The sequence below is a fragment of the Burkholderia sp. Ax-1724 genome (assembly GCF_011752995.1).
Classification (GTDB): Bacteria; Pseudomonadota; Gammaproteobacteria; order Burkholderiales; family Burkholderiaceae; genus Paraburkholderia.
Window position 1 is genome coordinate 80,012 of sequence record NZ_VWWL01000012.1, and the last position, 15,033, is coordinate 95,044.

Annotated in this window: 12 protein-coding genes and 1 tRNA gene; 8 read left to right on the top strand and 5 right to left on the bottom strand. The window is 62.8% G+C overall.

What is annotated here, in order from left to right; genetic code table 11:
* The first annotated feature begins 210 nt into the window (after positions 1–210).
* Positions 211–1,173, top strand: a complete 963-nt coding sequence (locus tag F3J19_RS16070; protein WP_345891039.1) for a hypothetical protein — start codon at positions 211–213, stop codon at positions 1,171–1,173.
* A 195-nt stretch (positions 1,174–1,368) separates the two neighbouring features.
* Entirely contained in the window at positions 1,369–2,118 is a 750-nt protein-coding gene (locus F3J19_RS16075; protein ID WP_240158992.1) for a site-specific integrase, read from the top strand.
* 9 nt (positions 2,119–2,127) lie between these two features.
* Here F3J19_RS16075 and F3J19_RS16080 read toward each other — a convergent pair whose 3' ends face one another.
* From F3J19_RS16080 to F3J19_RS16100, 5 genes are all read right to left on the bottom strand, one after another.
* Positions 2,128–2,547 (bottom strand): nuclear transport factor 2 family protein, encoded by a 420-nt coding sequence (locus F3J19_RS16080; protein WP_167043032.1) that lies wholly within the window; start codon positions 2,545–2,547, stop codon positions 2,128–2,130.
* 259 nt (positions 2,548–2,806) lie between these two features.
* A tRNA-Val gene (locus F3J19_RS16085) sits at positions 2,807–2,881 on the bottom strand.
* Positions 2,882–2,929: 48 nt separating this feature from the next.
* On the bottom strand, positions 2,930–3,676 hold the full coding sequence (dnaQ, locus tag F3J19_RS16090) for a DNA polymerase III subunit epsilon (RefSeq protein ID WP_167043034.1): 747 nt from the start codon (positions 3,674–3,676) through the stop codon (positions 2,930–2,932).
* Positions 3,677–3,779: 103 nt separating this feature from the next.
* Positions 3,780–4,226 (bottom strand): ribonuclease HI, encoded by a 447-nt coding sequence (rnhA, locus tag F3J19_RS16095; RefSeq protein ID WP_167043035.1) that lies wholly within the window; start codon positions 4,224–4,226, stop codon positions 3,780–3,782.
* On the bottom strand, positions 4,223–5,086 hold the full coding sequence (locus F3J19_RS16100) for a class I SAM-dependent methyltransferase (RefSeq protein WP_167043037.1): 864 nt from the start codon (positions 5,084–5,086) through the stop codon (positions 4,223–4,225). The genes rnhA and F3J19_RS16100 overlap by 4 nt, the downstream gene beginning before the upstream one ends.
* A 19-nt stretch (positions 5,087–5,105) precedes the next feature.
* Between F3J19_RS16100 and gloB the strand changes: the two genes are divergently transcribed.
* The 6 genes from gloB (at position 5,106) to greA (ending at position 15,020) form a co-directional block, all read left to right on the top strand.
* Entirely contained in the window at positions 5,106–5,897 is a 792-nt protein-coding gene (gloB, locus tag F3J19_RS16105; RefSeq protein WP_167043039.1) for a hydroxyacylglutathione hydrolase, read from the top strand.
* Positions 5,898–6,054: 157 nt separating this feature from the next.
* Positions 6,055–7,743, top strand: a complete 1,689-nt coding sequence (locus F3J19_RS16110) for a transglycosylase SLT domain-containing protein (RefSeq protein ID WP_167043041.1) — start codon at positions 6,055–6,057, stop codon at positions 7,741–7,743.
* 225 nt (positions 7,744–7,968) lie between these two features.
* Positions 7,969–9,210, top strand: a complete 1,242-nt coding sequence (locus tag F3J19_RS16115) for an MFS transporter (RefSeq protein ID WP_167043043.1) — start codon at positions 7,969–7,971, stop codon at positions 9,208–9,210.
* A 448-nt stretch (positions 9,211–9,658) separates the two neighbouring features.
* Positions 9,659–10,813, top strand: a complete 1,155-nt coding sequence (gene carA / locus F3J19_RS16120; protein ID WP_167043045.1) for a glutamine-hydrolyzing carbamoyl-phosphate synthase small subunit — start codon at positions 9,659–9,661, stop codon at positions 10,811–10,813.
* Between the two features lie 321 nt (positions 10,814–11,134).
* Complete coding sequence (carB, locus tag F3J19_RS16125; protein WP_167043047.1) at positions 11,135–14,389, top strand: carbamoyl-phosphate synthase large subunit; 3,255 nt, start codon at positions 11,135–11,137, stop codon at positions 14,387–14,389.
* Positions 14,390–14,543: 154 nt separating this feature from the next.
* Positions 14,544–15,020 (top strand): transcription elongation factor GreA, encoded by a 477-nt coding sequence (greA, locus tag F3J19_RS16130; RefSeq protein WP_085480876.1) that lies wholly within the window; start codon positions 14,544–14,546, stop codon positions 15,018–15,020.
* Positions 15,021–15,033: the final 13 nt, after the last annotated feature.

Consider the following 15,033-nt stretch of genomic DNA (forward strand, 5'->3'; position numbering starts at 1 on the left):
GTGCACGGGCGCCGGCCTCCAGCGAGCCGTAGGCCGCAGAGGCAGGCGCGCGCAGCGCGCCTAAACTTGTACCTCTAACACTTAACGGAAACGACGGCGGGACGGGGCTTGCAGCAAGGTAGGGGAAAGGGGAAGTGCAAAAAGAAAACCCGGCAATCGTTGGTCGCGATTCCGGGCGGTGGTCCAACATCGGATATAGGCGTATCCAACGTGAACGAATCTATTGTAGGTCAGAATTCCCAGTCTTTTCAAAGCCTTTTGAATGAAGCGGGCTCATTCCAGGCACTTAACCGGGCGCGCAATGCGGGTTGTGATCTGCCTGATACGGCTGGGTACTCTCCGTTTAGCGATGAATACATCGTGCGCACACAGCGCTTTCCGGACGGTCAGCAGGAAGTCGTGGCATTCAGCGTCGCGGTGCAGCGGCATTTTCAGGGGCTGCGGTTGCGTCCGCGCGGTGTGAGGGGCAAGCGTGAGGCTTTGCCGGATGAGACAGAGTGCGACGTATCGGCTAAAGCGGACAAGTCATTGCGTACGTCGATCGAGCGTTCCAAGCGCATGATCCGTCAGCGTTGCAAGGCTATTCGTGCGGACCGGATGCTGACGCTTTCAACGCGTGTGAACGAAACACGGATCGAGGTTTGGGCGAAGTGGTGGGATACGTTCCGGCGGCGTCTGTCGAAGATTCAGGATTTTCACTACGTGGCTGTTTTGGAGCGTCAGCAGCGGGGCGCATGGCATATCCATATCGCGGTGAATGGTCGTCAAAACTGGAAACTGTTGCGCTCGATCTGGCTGTCGGTGATTGGTAAGGACGGTACGGATGGTGCAGTGAACGACAGCATCAGGGGCTTCAAGCAACTGTGTATGTTTCGCAAGCTCGGCGGTAAGGGGCGTGCCATGCGTCACCTGATTGCGACGTATATCGCGAAATACGTTGGCAAGGGCGCTGGGGATGTGGGATTTAACAAGAAACGGTACTGGACAAGTCGAGGCATCGTCTTGCCTGAGCTGGTGACGTACGCGCATCTTGGGGCTGATTCGAGTCGGGGTGATGCGGTGGCGGCCGCGTATGCGTGTGTGGATGAGAACGGGGCTGACTTCGGGAACGCCCAGTTGTTCTGGAATCGGGGTATTGGGGTGTTCTGGATGGCGACAGGTAATACGTGTTGATGGTTCTTTCTTCGGGTGTCCGTTTAAGTGCCGGGTCGCAGTGGACGTTATTTTGCTTAGCGAAACTGCCAGCGGGGTGCGTCACATATGCTTTTTGAGGACGTGATTGGGATTTACATGGCGAGTGCTAGCCATCGTAGTAAGCAGAGGGATGTGTACTCGTTAAAGCGGCTACAGCCATATTTTGGTGGTCGCATGGTGTCCGATCTGAAGCGGGCGGATGTGCGTGGATATATCGCGGTCAGGCGGGTAGATGGTGTTGCCGAGTCGACGGTACAGCGCGAGCTTCGTTTCTTCTCTGCGGCTATAAATTTTGTTCGCCTGGAGCACGATCGATTGGAGTTGCCTAATCCGGTTCAGCGGTTGGCGCTCGGCGGTGGTGAGTCGAGAGTGCGGTGGATCAGTCGGGATGAGGCTCGCGAGTTGGTGGCTTCTGCGAAGAAATACGCTCGTCGTCCGCATTTGGCGAATTTCATCAAGCTTTCGCTGCATACCGGTTGCCGGAAAAACGAATTGTTGAAATTGGAGTGGTCCAAGGTGGACTTCGAGCGGGCGTTCTTTACTTTGGAGCCTCAGGACACGAAGAACGGCAAGCGTCGGGTTATCCCCTTGAATGATGCTGCTTTGGCCGTGTTGCGCGATCAACGTGACTGGGTGAGCCGGCATGTGAGCCGGCCGCGGTGGGTGTTTTCGACGGTGTCGGGCGCTCGGCTCACTTCGGTGCAGAAGGGCTTTAGGGCGTCGTGCCGTCGCGCGCTGATAGACGACTTTCGTGTGCATGACTTGCGACACACCTTCGCCTCTTGGTTGGTGATGGCGGGTGTGTCGCTATACGTTGTTAAGGACTTGTTGGGGCATTCGTCCATCACGGTGACGGAGCGTTATGCACATCTGGCGCCGCATGTGGGTAGATCAGCGGTTCAGCTTTTATTGCCGGTCGAGTAGGGGGGGGGCTTATTTGGTCGCTGAGGGGCTTGTCCAATGTTCTTGCGGCGTATCCGCCCATGTCGAGCCGAGCGGTTGCATTGAAAGCCAGGTCTCTACAAGTTTGCCTTCCTCGGTGCGATAGGACTGCATACCCGCGCGGGTACGCGATTCGCCGGTAGCAGGATCGGTCCACTTGAACGCGAAGCGGAACCATGCACGATTGCCTTCAAACGAATGATCGTAGACGACGACACGGATGCCGGGCCGGTCCGCTTGCACTTTTGCAATCTCTGCTGCATATGCTTCCCGCGTCACGGTTCGATCACCGGCTTCGTCGTGTCGAATGTAATGCGGACCAACGCATTCCGGCACCAGTTCAAAGCGACCCTCATGCCAAACGCTTTCCCATCGGTCGAACAGATCGCGCAGCACGGTATTCTCGGACATCAAATTGCTCCCTTTCGTTTGTGTTCAGCGTGATCGTACCGGAAGGCTCGCGCCCTGAGCGATCGAGGTAGCGCTGAGGCGTTCGTCTCATTGTTGTATCGCGCAATGAAAAATCAGCTACGAAATTCGGATGCCCGAAAAAAAAAAGCCCCGCGATTGCAGGGCTTTTTCGTGTTGCGTTTTAGCAGAAGCTTGGTGTCGGCCTGAACAGGCTTCCAATCCAGCGCTGGATGCGTTTCCAGAGGCTTCGGCTGAATACTGGTGGGTGGTACAGGGATTGAACCTGTGACCCCTGCCGTGTGAAGGCAGTGCTCTACCGCTGAGCTAACCACCCGAAGAGATTCAAATTATGTCAGTGATTGACGGGTTCGTCCAGTACTTTTTAAGTAATCTGCTCATCCGCAGCGGCTGCGATTGCCGGCGCCGGTTCAAAGCGCCACACACTGGCACCTTTGACGGCCTTGTCGAGATCGTCGAGCACGGCTTCGTGCGCGGCGGCTTCGTCATCGCTCGCGGCGACCACGATGAGTTCCAGCGATTCGAGCGCGACGCGCGGCGCATCCGTGTCGACACCGGTTTGCGCTTCGCCGAGCATGTCGATGACGAGGCTTTCCTGGCCACGCGTCATCGACAGATAAACTTCGGCGAGCAGTTCCGAGTCGAGTAGCGCGCCGTGCAGCGTACGGTGCGCGTTGCTGATGCCGAAGCGGTCGCACAGTGCGTCGAGCGAATTGCGCTTGCCCGGGAACATCTGCTTCGCGCGCGCGAGCGTGTCGATGATCTCGCCGCAGTACGTCTTCACCTGCGGCAGGCCCAGCAGCGCGAATTCGGCGTCGAGAAAGCCGATGTCGAACGGCGCGTTGTGAATGATCAGGTCCGCGCCTTCGATGAAGTCGCGAAACTGATCGACAATCTCGGCGAACTTCGGCTTGTCGCTCAGGAACTCCGTGGTCAGGCCGTGCACCGCGAGCGCGCCCGGATCGCTGTCGCGTTCCGGATTGATATAGAAGTGCAGATTGTTGCCGGTGAGCCGGCGGTTCACCAGTTCGACGCAACCGAGTTCGAGAATCCGGTCGCCGCCGCGGGCGTTCAGGCCGGTGGTTTCGGTATCGAGGATGAGTTGACGCATGTCGGATTAGCCTGCTTCGAAAAAATGTGCAGCAAAAAAAGCGGAGAGGGTGCAAGCGAAGCGGATTGCCTTGCGGCAACGCGCTTCGGCGAGGCGCTGGCCCTTACCTTTCCGCGAGCGACGCAACCCCGCGATTGGCGAGCTGATCGGCGCGCTCGTTTTCCGGGTGGCCGTTGTGTCCGCGCACCCAGCGCCATTCGACTTCATGTTGCGCGACCAGTGCGTCGAGCCGTTTCCACAGATCGGCGTTCTTCACCGGCTGCTTCGCCGCGGTGATCCAGCCTTTCTTTTTCCAGCCGTGAATCCATTCGCTGATGCCTTTCTGCACGTACTGCGAGTCGGTGTGCACGATCACCTCGCATGGGCGCTTGAGTGCTTCGAGCGCGGCAATCACGCCCATCAGCTCCATGCGGTTATTGGTCGTGTTGGCTTCGCCGCCGAACAGTTCTTTTTCCTGGCCGCCGAAGCGCAGCAGCGCGCCCCAGCCGCCAGGGCCGGGATTGCCCTTGCAGGCGCCGTCGGTATAGATGTCGATGTGATTCGTAGTCATTCGGTATGGTTGCGTGTATTCGGGGAGGCGGCGGACGCGAGCCCGGCGGCGAGCACGGGCTTCTTGACCTTGAGTGGCCCGACGAGGCGCATGCCGCGCACGCGCTTGATCGCCTTGATCATGTAGGTGGCGCCGAAAATCGGCCACCAGCGGTCGCCGGCGGCTTCCATGAAAGCATAGCGGGAGAGCCACTGCTCGCTGCCAAGCGGCGGACGATAGCAGCCGAAGCGTCCGCGTTCAAGGTCGAAGCCGAGCAGCTTGATCCAGTCTTTCAGACGCGTGAAGGCGATCAGATCGACGGCGGCGGGCACGAACGGCTGGCCGGTCATCTTGCCGACCGACTGCCGCACGCCCCATAGCGAGAGCGAATTGAAGCCGAGGATGATGAGCTGCCCCTCGGGCATCAGCACGCGCTCGGCTTCGCGCAGCAGCCGGTGCGGGTCGCTCGTGAATTCGAGCGTGTGCGGCATCACGATCAGATCGACGCTTTGCGCTTCGAACGGCAGGTCGAGCAGATCGCACCAGACCGTGCTGCGTCCGGCTGGCGCGGACAAGCCGGACAGTTCCGCCGGGTCGGCCGCGTCGCCTTGCGCGGCGCCGAGGCCGCCGCCGTCTTGCCGCGTGCCGCGCGGAAACGTATACGGCGCACTCGCGCCGCTGGCGGCGTCGAGCACGAGGCCGCGGCACGGCATGCGGTTCTCGCGCAGCGCGTCGAGCCGGGGCAGACCGAGCTGCAGCGCATGATAGCCGAACACGTCCGACACCACACGGTCGAGCTGGGTCTGTTCCCATTCGAGCACGTAGCGGCCGGGCGGCGAATCGGTCCAGGCGGGCCAGTCTATAATCGCTCGATCAGTCATATCAAAGAATGCGTCGCCTATGAATGCGCTCGAGTACGTACCGGTCCCGGCGTTTGAAGACAATTACATCTGGGTCGTTGCCGACGGACACCACGCGGTCGTCGTCGATCCGGGCGAAGCCGCGCCTGTGCGCGCCTTTCTGGCCCAACGCGGATGGCGGCTGAGCGCTATTTTACTCACGCACCATCATCAAGACCACGTCGGCGGGGTGGCCGATCTGCTGAACGGCCAGGACGTGCCGGTGTACGGCCCCGCCGGCGAAGCAATCGAGCATCTCACGCATCGTCTCGAAAACGGCGATCGCGTGACGATTGCGGCACCCGCGCTCGAATTCAGCGTGCTCGACGTGCCCGGTCACACGAGCGGGCACATTGCCTATTTCCAGGCAGCCGATTCGCGCGGCACGCCGCACGTGTTTTGCGGCGACACGCTGTTCGCCTGCGGCTGCGGCCGGCTCTTCGAAGGCACGCCGCAGCAGATGCTCGCCTCGCTCGATGCGCTCGCCGCGCTGCCCGGTGCGACCGAAGTGCATTGCGCGCACGAGTACACGCTCTCGAATATCCGCTTCGCGCTCGCGTGCGAGCCGCACAACGCCGAACTGCAGGCATGGCGCGACCGGGCGAGCGAGTTGCGCGCGCGTCATGTGCCGACGCTGCCGACCACCATCGCGCACGAGCGCGCGGTGAATCCGTTTCTGCGCGCCGGCGAACCGGCGCTGCAGGCGAGTCTCGAAGCGCAGTTGCACGAAACGGTGTCCGATCGCCTGACGGCCTTCACGCTGATGCGCGAATGGAAGAATCGCTTCCGCTGAACCAGCGCGCATTCGGGCGTTCCTCATGCGATGAATCGGAAAAATTCGCCAAGCCCAAGATTTGGTTGATTTTTTTCTCGATTTTCCGATTGACGGAAACGTTGACGTTTCGTACTATCGGCTGCAATTTCCAGTCCTTGTGGAAGCTGAGACGTTCATGCGATTTATCTTAAGTGCGTTATTGGTCCTGACACTCGCCGCCTGCGCGAGCCAAGGGCCGACGACGAGTACCGCCAATAACCCCGCCAGCCAGCAAGCCGTAGCCGACGCCCTTCGCAAGAACGCCACCGCTAAAGAAACCATCAATGTCGACCAGAGCTCCGTCAATCAGTTGACGAGCCAGGACGCCGATCTGTGGGGCCGCATTCGCCGCGGCTTCCAGATGCCGGACCTGCAGAGCGATCTCGTCGACATGCAGCTCAACTGGTATCTGCAGCGTCCGGATTACGTTCAGCGCATGACCGAGCGCTCGCAGAAATACCTCTACCACATCGTCGAGGAACTCGAGGCGCGCCATATGCCGACCGAGCTCGCGCTGCTGCCGTTCATCGAGTCCGCGTATAGTCCGCAGGCGCTGTCGGTCGCGAAGGCGGCGGGCATGTGGCAGTTCATGCCGGGCACCGGCCGCACCTACAACCTCAAGCAGAACATGTGGCAGGATGAGCGTCGCGACGTGCTCGCCTCGACCAGTGCCGCGCTCGACTATCTGTCGAATCTGCACGACATGTTCGGCGACTGGCAGCTCGCGCTCGCTGCGTACAACTGGGGCGAGGGCAACGTGCAGCGCGCGATCGCGCGCAACGAGGCGGCCGGCTTGCCGACCGACTACATGAGCCTGCGCATGCCGAACGAGACGCGCAACTACGTGCCGAAGCTGCAGGCGGTCAAGAACCTCGTGATGAACCCGCAGATGTACGGGCTCACGCTGCCGTCGATTCCGAACCACCCGTACTTCGTGACGGTGACCACCTCGCACGACATCGACGTCGACGTCGCCGCGCGGCTCGCCAATATGTCGACGGACGAATTCCGCTCGCTGAACCCGTCGTTCAGGAAACCGGTGATTCTCGGCGCGACGCAGCCGCAGATCCTGCTGCCGTTCGACAACGCGTCCGCCTTCGAGCGCAATCTGAAAACGTACTCGGGTTCGCTGTCGTCGTGGACCACGTACACGGTCGATCAGCGCGCGACGCCGGCTGCGATTGCGGAGAAAATCGGCGTCGATGCCGGCACGCTGATGGAAGTGAACAAGATTCCGGTCGGCATGCGCCTGAAGCCGGGCTCGACGATCGTCGTGCCGCGCGGTTCGGACGACGACGAGGATATCAGCGCCGACGTCGCCGAAAGCGCGGTGCTGGCGATGGAGCCCGACGTTCCCGATACGCGCAAGATGCTGATTCGCGTGCGCCGCAATCAGTCGATGGCGGCGATCGCGTTGCGCTACGGCGTGTCGGTCGGCCAGCTGAAGGCGTGGAACAAGACGCATCGCGATCAGGTGTCGCGCGGTCAGGTGATCGTGCTGCACGTGCCGGTCGGCAAGCCGATGCCGAGCGAGCCGGGGCCGGAGAAGATCGCCACCGACGTGCAGGGTGGCGGCGTGCAGAAGATCGGCACGCATGTCGCGCAGACGCATGGCGAAGCGCGCAACGGCAGGAAGAATGGGCATTCGCGTTCGGCCATCGTCAAGGTGGCCGAGCCGGTCGGCAAGGCCGCCAGGCCGGCGGCGCCCGCGGCCGGCAAGGGCAAGGTCGAGAAGGTGTCGGCTTCCACGTCGGGCAAGGCACCGAAGGCTGCGGCGCCGAGCCACCCGAAGACCGCCGCCAGCACGAAGAAGAAGGGCAAGTAGGCCCACAGCGGCTCTTGCGGCCGTGGCCCGCGTTGCGGGCGCGGTGCATGAATGGCCACCCGATATGCGCTTTGCCCACGCACCGTGTTCTTCCGGCGCCGTCACCCTCGGGTGACGGCGTTTTGCATTGTGCAGACCATTCGGCGCGTTTGCCGTATTTCCTTTATTGTTCGTGCTTTGGCCGCGTCGGCCGTTCCGTCCTTTCCGTTTTCTGATTCAAGGCTTATGTCGTCGACTCAACTGCGCGTCTTTCTGCTCTTTTCCGCTGGCTATTTCGTCTCCTATGTGTTCCGGGGCGTCAATCTCGGTTTTGCACCGTTCATTACGCACGACCTCGGGCTGTCCGCCGCCGATCTCGGCGTGCTGACCAGTCTGTACTTTCTCGGTTTCGCGGGCGCGCAGATTCCGGCCGGCGTGCTGCTCGATCACTTCGGCGCACGCCGCGTGACGGCCGTCACGCTGCTGTTCGCCGCGCTCGGCATCTCGGTATTCGGCGCCGCGCAGAGCCTCGGCGTGATGATGGTGGGGCGGCTGCTGATCGGCGTCGGCGTGTCCGTGTGCCTCGGCGCCTCGTTCAAGGCGCTCGCGCAGCATTTCCCGGTGGCGCGTCTGCCGCTGATGAACGGGCTCGTGATGGCGATCGGCGGCTTCGGTGGCGTGATGGTCGGTTCGCCGCTCACGTGGGTGCTCGGCTTTGCGAGCTGGCGCTCGGTCTGCGTCGGACTCGGCGTGCTGACGGTGGTGGTCGCGCTCGCGCTGTGGACGCTCACGCCGGACGTCAAGGCAACGCATCGTCAGGCGAGCATCGGCGCGCAGTTCAAGGGCACCTTGCATATTCTGCGCAGCGCGGCGTTCTGGAAGATCGCGTCGTTCTCGGTCGTCACGCAGGGCGTTTTCTACGCGATGCAGTCGCTGTGGGTCGGCGCCTGGCTGCGCGACGTGCAGGGCTTCGAGCCGCACGAGGCGGCGGCGCTCGTGTCGATTCTCGGCTTCGCGATGATGGCCGGCTGCGTCGGCTTCGGCGCGGCGGCGCGCAGTCTCGAACGGCGCGGCATCTCGCTGTATGCGTTCTGCGGCATCGGCATGGCGCTTTACGTGCTCACGCAGTTGCTGATCATGTTCAAGGCGCCGCTGCCCGCGAGTCTGCTGTGGGCGGCTTACGGGATTTTCGGCGGGACCGGCATTCTGAGCTACGCCGTGATGGCGCGGCACTTCCCGGCGCAGATGATCGGCCGCGTGAACACCACGCTGACGCTGATCATCTTCCTGCTGATCTTCGGCTTCCAGATCGGCGTCGGTGCGGTGCTGTCGCACTGGCCGGCGAGCGGTGGGCATTACCCGGCCATCGCGCATCTGACCGCCTGGGAGATTCTGGTGGCGCTGCAGGTGCTGAGCGCGATCTGGTACGTGCTGCCGGGGCGCAAGCTGACGCGGCCGGCCGAGGTGCATGCCGGGCAGGAAGCCTGAGCCGGCTGGCGGGGCTGTTTGGGGAATGAATCTCGAGGTTTGGCCCCGCCGATGCGCCTGCGATTCGGGGCGCGCGAAGGCGCGCTCCTGAGGGCGCTAGGCGTTGCCGGATAAGGCTCCGGGCATCTTTCAACGGAGCCTCGCCGGATCGGCGTCTTATCTCGGATTTGGAGAGAAGGGCCGATTCAGGCTATAATTCCAAGGTTTGAGCTTATCAACCCGCACCCTAGCGCCTACCTCTCCCCTACCGTTCATCCGCCGCGCGCCATTGGTGTCGCAAGAAGGGCCCCGCACCCCGCCGAGCCGTCCACACAATGGACCCATCGCGCCCTTTGCAGCGTCACCGGCAGCACGCGAGCGAGTCTGCGCGCGCATCCACGATGTGTTTCGCTGCGGCTCGCAATCGGATAGACAGGTGGCAACAGGGTGTTCCCCCAAGGAGTCTCCCGTGTTGCCGTCATTTTCTCCCGCTCTACTCGCGCTCGCCGACGGCACGGTCTTTCGTGGTTATTCGATCGGCGCCCCCGGGCACACCATCGGTGAAGTCGTGTTCAACACCGCTATCACCGGCTATCAGGAAATCCTGACGGACCCGAGCTACGCGCGCCAGATCGTCACCCTCACGTATCCGCATATCGGCAACGTCGGCGTGAATGCCGAAGACGTCGAAGCGACGAAAGTCCATGCCGCCGGCCTGATCATTCGCGATCTGCCGGTTCTCGCGTCGAACTTCCGCATGGAGCGCACGCTCCAGCAATACCTGCAGGACGAAGGCGTGGTCGCCATCGCCGGCATCGATACCCGCAAGCTGACCCGCGTGCTGCGCGACAAGGGCGCGCAAAACGGCGCGATCCTTGCCGGCTCGGACGACGAAGCGAAGGCCATCGAGCTTGCGCGTTCATTCCCGGGCCTCGCCGGCATGGATCTCGCGAAGGTCGTGTCGACTGAGGCAAGCTACGAGTGGACCCGGACCGAATGGCGTCTGGGCACGGGCTACGGCGAGCAGATGGCGCCGAAGTACCGCGTCGTCGCATTCGATTACGGCGTCAAGCAGAACATCCTGCGCATGCTGGCCGAGCGCGGCTGCCACGTCACCGTGCTGCCGGCGCAAGCAAGCGCCGCCGACGCGCTGGCGCTCAACCCGGACGGCGTGTTCCTGTCGAACGGCCCCGGCGATCCGGAGCCGTGCGATTACGCGATCGCGGCGGCGCGCGAGCTGATCGAGCGCGGCATCCCGACTTTCGGCATCTGCCTCGGCCATCAGATCATGGGCCTCGCGGTCGGTGCCAAGACGATGAAGATGAAGACGGGCCACCACGGCGCGAATCACCCGGTCAAGGATCTCGACGACGGCCGCGTGGTCATCACGTCGCAGAACCACGGCTTCGCGGTCGACGCCGACACGCTGCCCGCCAACGCCCGCGCCACGCACGTTTCGCTGTTCGACGGCACGCTGCAGGGCTTCGCGCTGACCGACAAGCCGGCGTTCTGCTTCCAGGGCCACCCGGAAGCATCGCCGGGGCCGCACGACATCGCGTATCTGTTCGACCGCTTCACCGCGTTGATGGACGCGAAGCAGGGCGGCAGCAGCGCGGCGGCTTAACGGCACGCAAGGGCGGCGGGGCGTGCGTGACACTCCCGGCCGTCCGGCGCCACAGGGCTTCGCCAGGCGGTTCGGCAGCCCCCGAAGGCACGGCGGCAAGGCCGAACGACAGCCGGGCCGAACCCGGCAAGCCGCCCCAAGGTCCGCCGCATCGGGCAACGGGGGCGGCCGGGGCGCACGTGGAGCCAGCCGCACGAAACAGCGCGCAACGTGAAAACGGCGCGCGCCGACGGAAAGAATAGCAACCGGGTTGCATGGGACTGAAGTAAGGCGCTGAAGCGCCAACTCCAGTCGACACAGGAATACATTAGCGGGAGCGTTATGCCCAAGCGGACAGACATCAAGAGCATCCTCATCATCGGCGCGGGTCCGATCATCATCGGCCAGGCGTGCGAGTTCGATTACTCGGGCGCGCAGGCATGCAAGGCGCTGCGTGAGGAGGGCTACAAGGTCATTCTCGTCAACAGCAATCCGGCGACGATCATGACCGACCCGAACACGGCCGACGTGACCTACATCGAGCCGATCACGTGGGAAGTGGTCGAGCGCATCATCGCGAAGGAGCGCCCGGACGCGATCCTGCCGACGATGGGCGGACAGACCGCGCTGAACTGCGCGCTCGATCTGCACGCGCACGGCGTGCTGGAAAAGTACAAGGTCGAGCTGATCGGCGCGTCGCCGGAAGCGATCGACAAGGCGGAAGACCGCCAGAAGTTCAAGGACGCGATGACCAAGATCGGCCTCGGTTCGGCCAAGTCGGGCACCGCGCATTCGATGGACGAAGCGCTGCAGGTGCAGGCGAAGATCGCCGCGGAAACCGGCTCGGGCGGCTATCCGGTCGTGATCCGTCCGTCGTTCACGCTGGGCGGCTCGGGCGGCGGCATCGCCTACAACCGCGACGAGTTCGAAGAGATCTGCAAGCGCGGTCTCGACCTCTCGCCGACGCGCGAACTGCTGATCGAAGAGTCGCTGCTCGGCTGGAAAGAGTACGAGATGGAAGTGGTTCGCGACAAGGCGGACAACTGCATCATCGTCTGCTCGATCGAAAACCTCGACCCGATGGGCATCCACACCGGCGACTCGATCACGGTCGCGCCGGCGCAAACGCTCACCGACAAGGAATACCAGATCCTGCGTAACGCATCGCTTGCGGTGCTGCGCGAGATCGGCGTCGACACGGGCGGCTCGAACGTGCAGTTCTCGATCAATCCGAAAGACGGCCGGATGATCGTGATCGAAATGAATCCGCGTGTGTCGCGTTCGTCGGCGCTGGCCTCGAAGGCAACCGGCTTCCCGATCGCGAAGGTCGCGGCGAAGCTCGCGGTCGGCTATACGCTCGATGAGCTCAAGAACGAAATCACCGGCGGGCAGACCCCGGCCTCGTTCGAGCCGACGATCGACTACGTCGTCACGAAGATCCCGCGCTTCGCGTTCGAGAAATTCCGCGAAGCCGATTCGCGCCTGACCACGCAGATGAAGTCGGTCGGCGAAGTGATGGCGATCGGCCGCACGTTCCAGGAGTCGTTCCAGAAAGCGCTGCGCGGCCTCGAAGTCGGCGTCGACGGTCTCGACGAAAAGACCAGCCATCGCGACGAGATCATCCGCGAGATCGGCGAAGCCGGTCCGGACCGCATCTGGTATGTCGGCGACGCGTTCCGCATCGGCATGAGCGCGCAGGAAATTTTCGAAGAGACCGCGATCGACCCGTGGTTCCTCGCGCAGATCGAACAGATCATCCTGAAGGAAAAGGCGCTTGCAGGCCGCACGCTCGCGAGCCTTTCGAAGGACGAGCTGAAGTATCTGAAGCAGAGCGGTTTCTCGGACCGGCGTCTTGCCAAGCTGCTCGGCGCGAAGCCGGCGGACGTGCGCGCGTGCCGTATCGAGCTGAACGTGCGCCCGGTCTACAAGCGCGTCGACACCTGCGCGGCCGAATTCGCAACCAAAACTGCCTACATGTACTCGACCTACGAGGAAGAGTGCGAAGCGAATCCGACCAGCAACAAGAAGATCATGGTGCTCGGCGGCGGGCCTAACCGGATCGGCCAGGGTATCGAGTTCGACTACTGCTGCGTGCATGCCGCGCTCGCGATGCGCGAGGACGGCTATGAAACGATCATGGTCAACTGCAACCCGGAAACCGTCTCGACCGACTACGACACGTCCGACCGTCTGTACTTCGAATCGCTGACGCTTGAAGACGTGCTCGAAATCGTCGACAAGGAAAAGCCGGTCGGCGTGATCGTGCAGTACGGCGGTCAGACGCCGCTGAAGCTCGCGCTCGATCTCGAGGCGAACGGCGTGCCGATCATCGGCACCTCGCCGGACATGATCGATGCGGCCGAAGACCGCGAGCGTTTCCAGAAGCTGCTGCAGGACCTCGGTCTGCGCCAGCCGCCGAACCGCACCGCGCGCGCCGAAGACGAAGCGCTCAAGCTCGCCGACGAAATCGGCTATCCGCTCGTCGTGCGTCCGTCGTACGTGCTGGGCGGCCGTGCGATGGAAATCGTCCACGAGCCGCGCGACCTCGAACGCTATATGCGCGAGGCCGTCAAGGTGTCGAACGACTCGCCGGTGCTGCTCGACCGCTTCCTGAACGATGCGATCGAATGCGACGTCGATTGCATTTCGGACGGCGAGGCCGTGTTTATCGGCGGCGTGATGGAGCACATCGAACAGGCCGGCGTGCACTCGGGCGACTCGGCCTGCTCGCTGCCGCCGTATTCGCTGTCGAAGGCGACCGTCGCCGAACTGAAGCGTCAGACCGCCGCGATGGCGAAGGCGCTCAACGTGGTCGGTCTGATGAACGTGCAGTTTGCGATCCAGCAGGTGCCCCAGGCAGACGGTTCGAAGGAAGACATCATCTACGTGCTCGAAGTCAATCCGCGCGCGTCGCGCACGGTGCCGTACGTGTCGAAGGCAACGAGCCTGCCGCTCGCAAAGATCGCGGCGCGCGCGATGGTCGGCCAGAAGCTCGCCGCGCAAGGCGTGACGAAGGAAGTCGAGCCGCCGTACTTCAGCGTGAAGGAAGCGGTGTTCCCGTTCGTCAAGTTCCCGGCGGTCGACCCGGTGCTCGGACCTGAAATGCGTTCGACCGGCGAAGTGATGGGCGTCGGCCAGACCTTCGGCGAGGCGCTCTTCAAGTCGCAGCTCGCGGCGGGTTCGCGTCTGCCGGAATCGGGCACGGTGCTCCTGACCGTGATGGACGCCGACAAGCCGAAGGCCGTCGAAGTCGCGCGCATGCTGCACGAGCTTGGCTATCCGATCGTCGCGACCAAGGGCACGGCTGCCGCGATCGAAGCGGCCGGCGTGCCGGTCAAGGTCGTCAACAAGGTGAAGGACGGCCGTCCGCACATCGTCGACATGATCAAGAACGGCGAGATCGCACTCGTCTTCACGACCGTCGACGAAACGCGCGCGGCGATCGCCGATTCTCGTTCGATCCGCATGAGCGCGCAGGCGAACAAGGTCACGTACTACACGACGATGTCGGGCGCGCGCGCGGCGGTGGAGGGCCTTCGTTATCTGAAGAACCTGGAAGTCTATGATTTACAAGGACTCCATGCTCGCCTAAACTAAGGCTTCGACTACCTGTTCAAGATGTAAGTGCCGCGGTTAAGCGGCGTTCCGCAGGTGCTGCGGCCCGGGGTCTGTCCACGGGCGGCGGCTTTCGCGGAATGCACTTAACCGCGGTGATTTTTTTTACGGCCGTTTTTTGCCTCCAGAGTTGTTTATGAGCACTATTCCATTGACGAAGCGCGGCGCAGACATGCTGCGCGATGAATTGCAGCGCCTGAAATCGGTTGAACGTCCGGCCGTGATCAACTCGATCGCGGAAGCGCGCGCCCAGGGCGATCTGTCGGAAAACGCGGAATACGACGCTGCGAAGGAAAAGCAGGGCTTCATCGAAGGCCGCATCGCCGAAATCGAGTCGAAGCTCGCGGGCGCGCAGGTCATCGATCCGTCGCAAGTGGAAGCGGACGGGCGCGTGGTGTTCGGCGCGACGCTCGAACTCGAAGATCTCGATTCGGGCGCATCGGTCAAGTACCAGATCGTCGGCGACGACGAAGCGGACATCGACCACGGCCTGATCTCGATCAGCTCGCCGATCGCGCGCGCGCTGATCGGCAAGTCGGAAGGCGACGTCGCTTCGGTGCAGGCGCCGGGCGGCGTGCGCGAATACGAAATCATCGCGGTCAGCTACGTGTGAGGGTGGCGCCGGT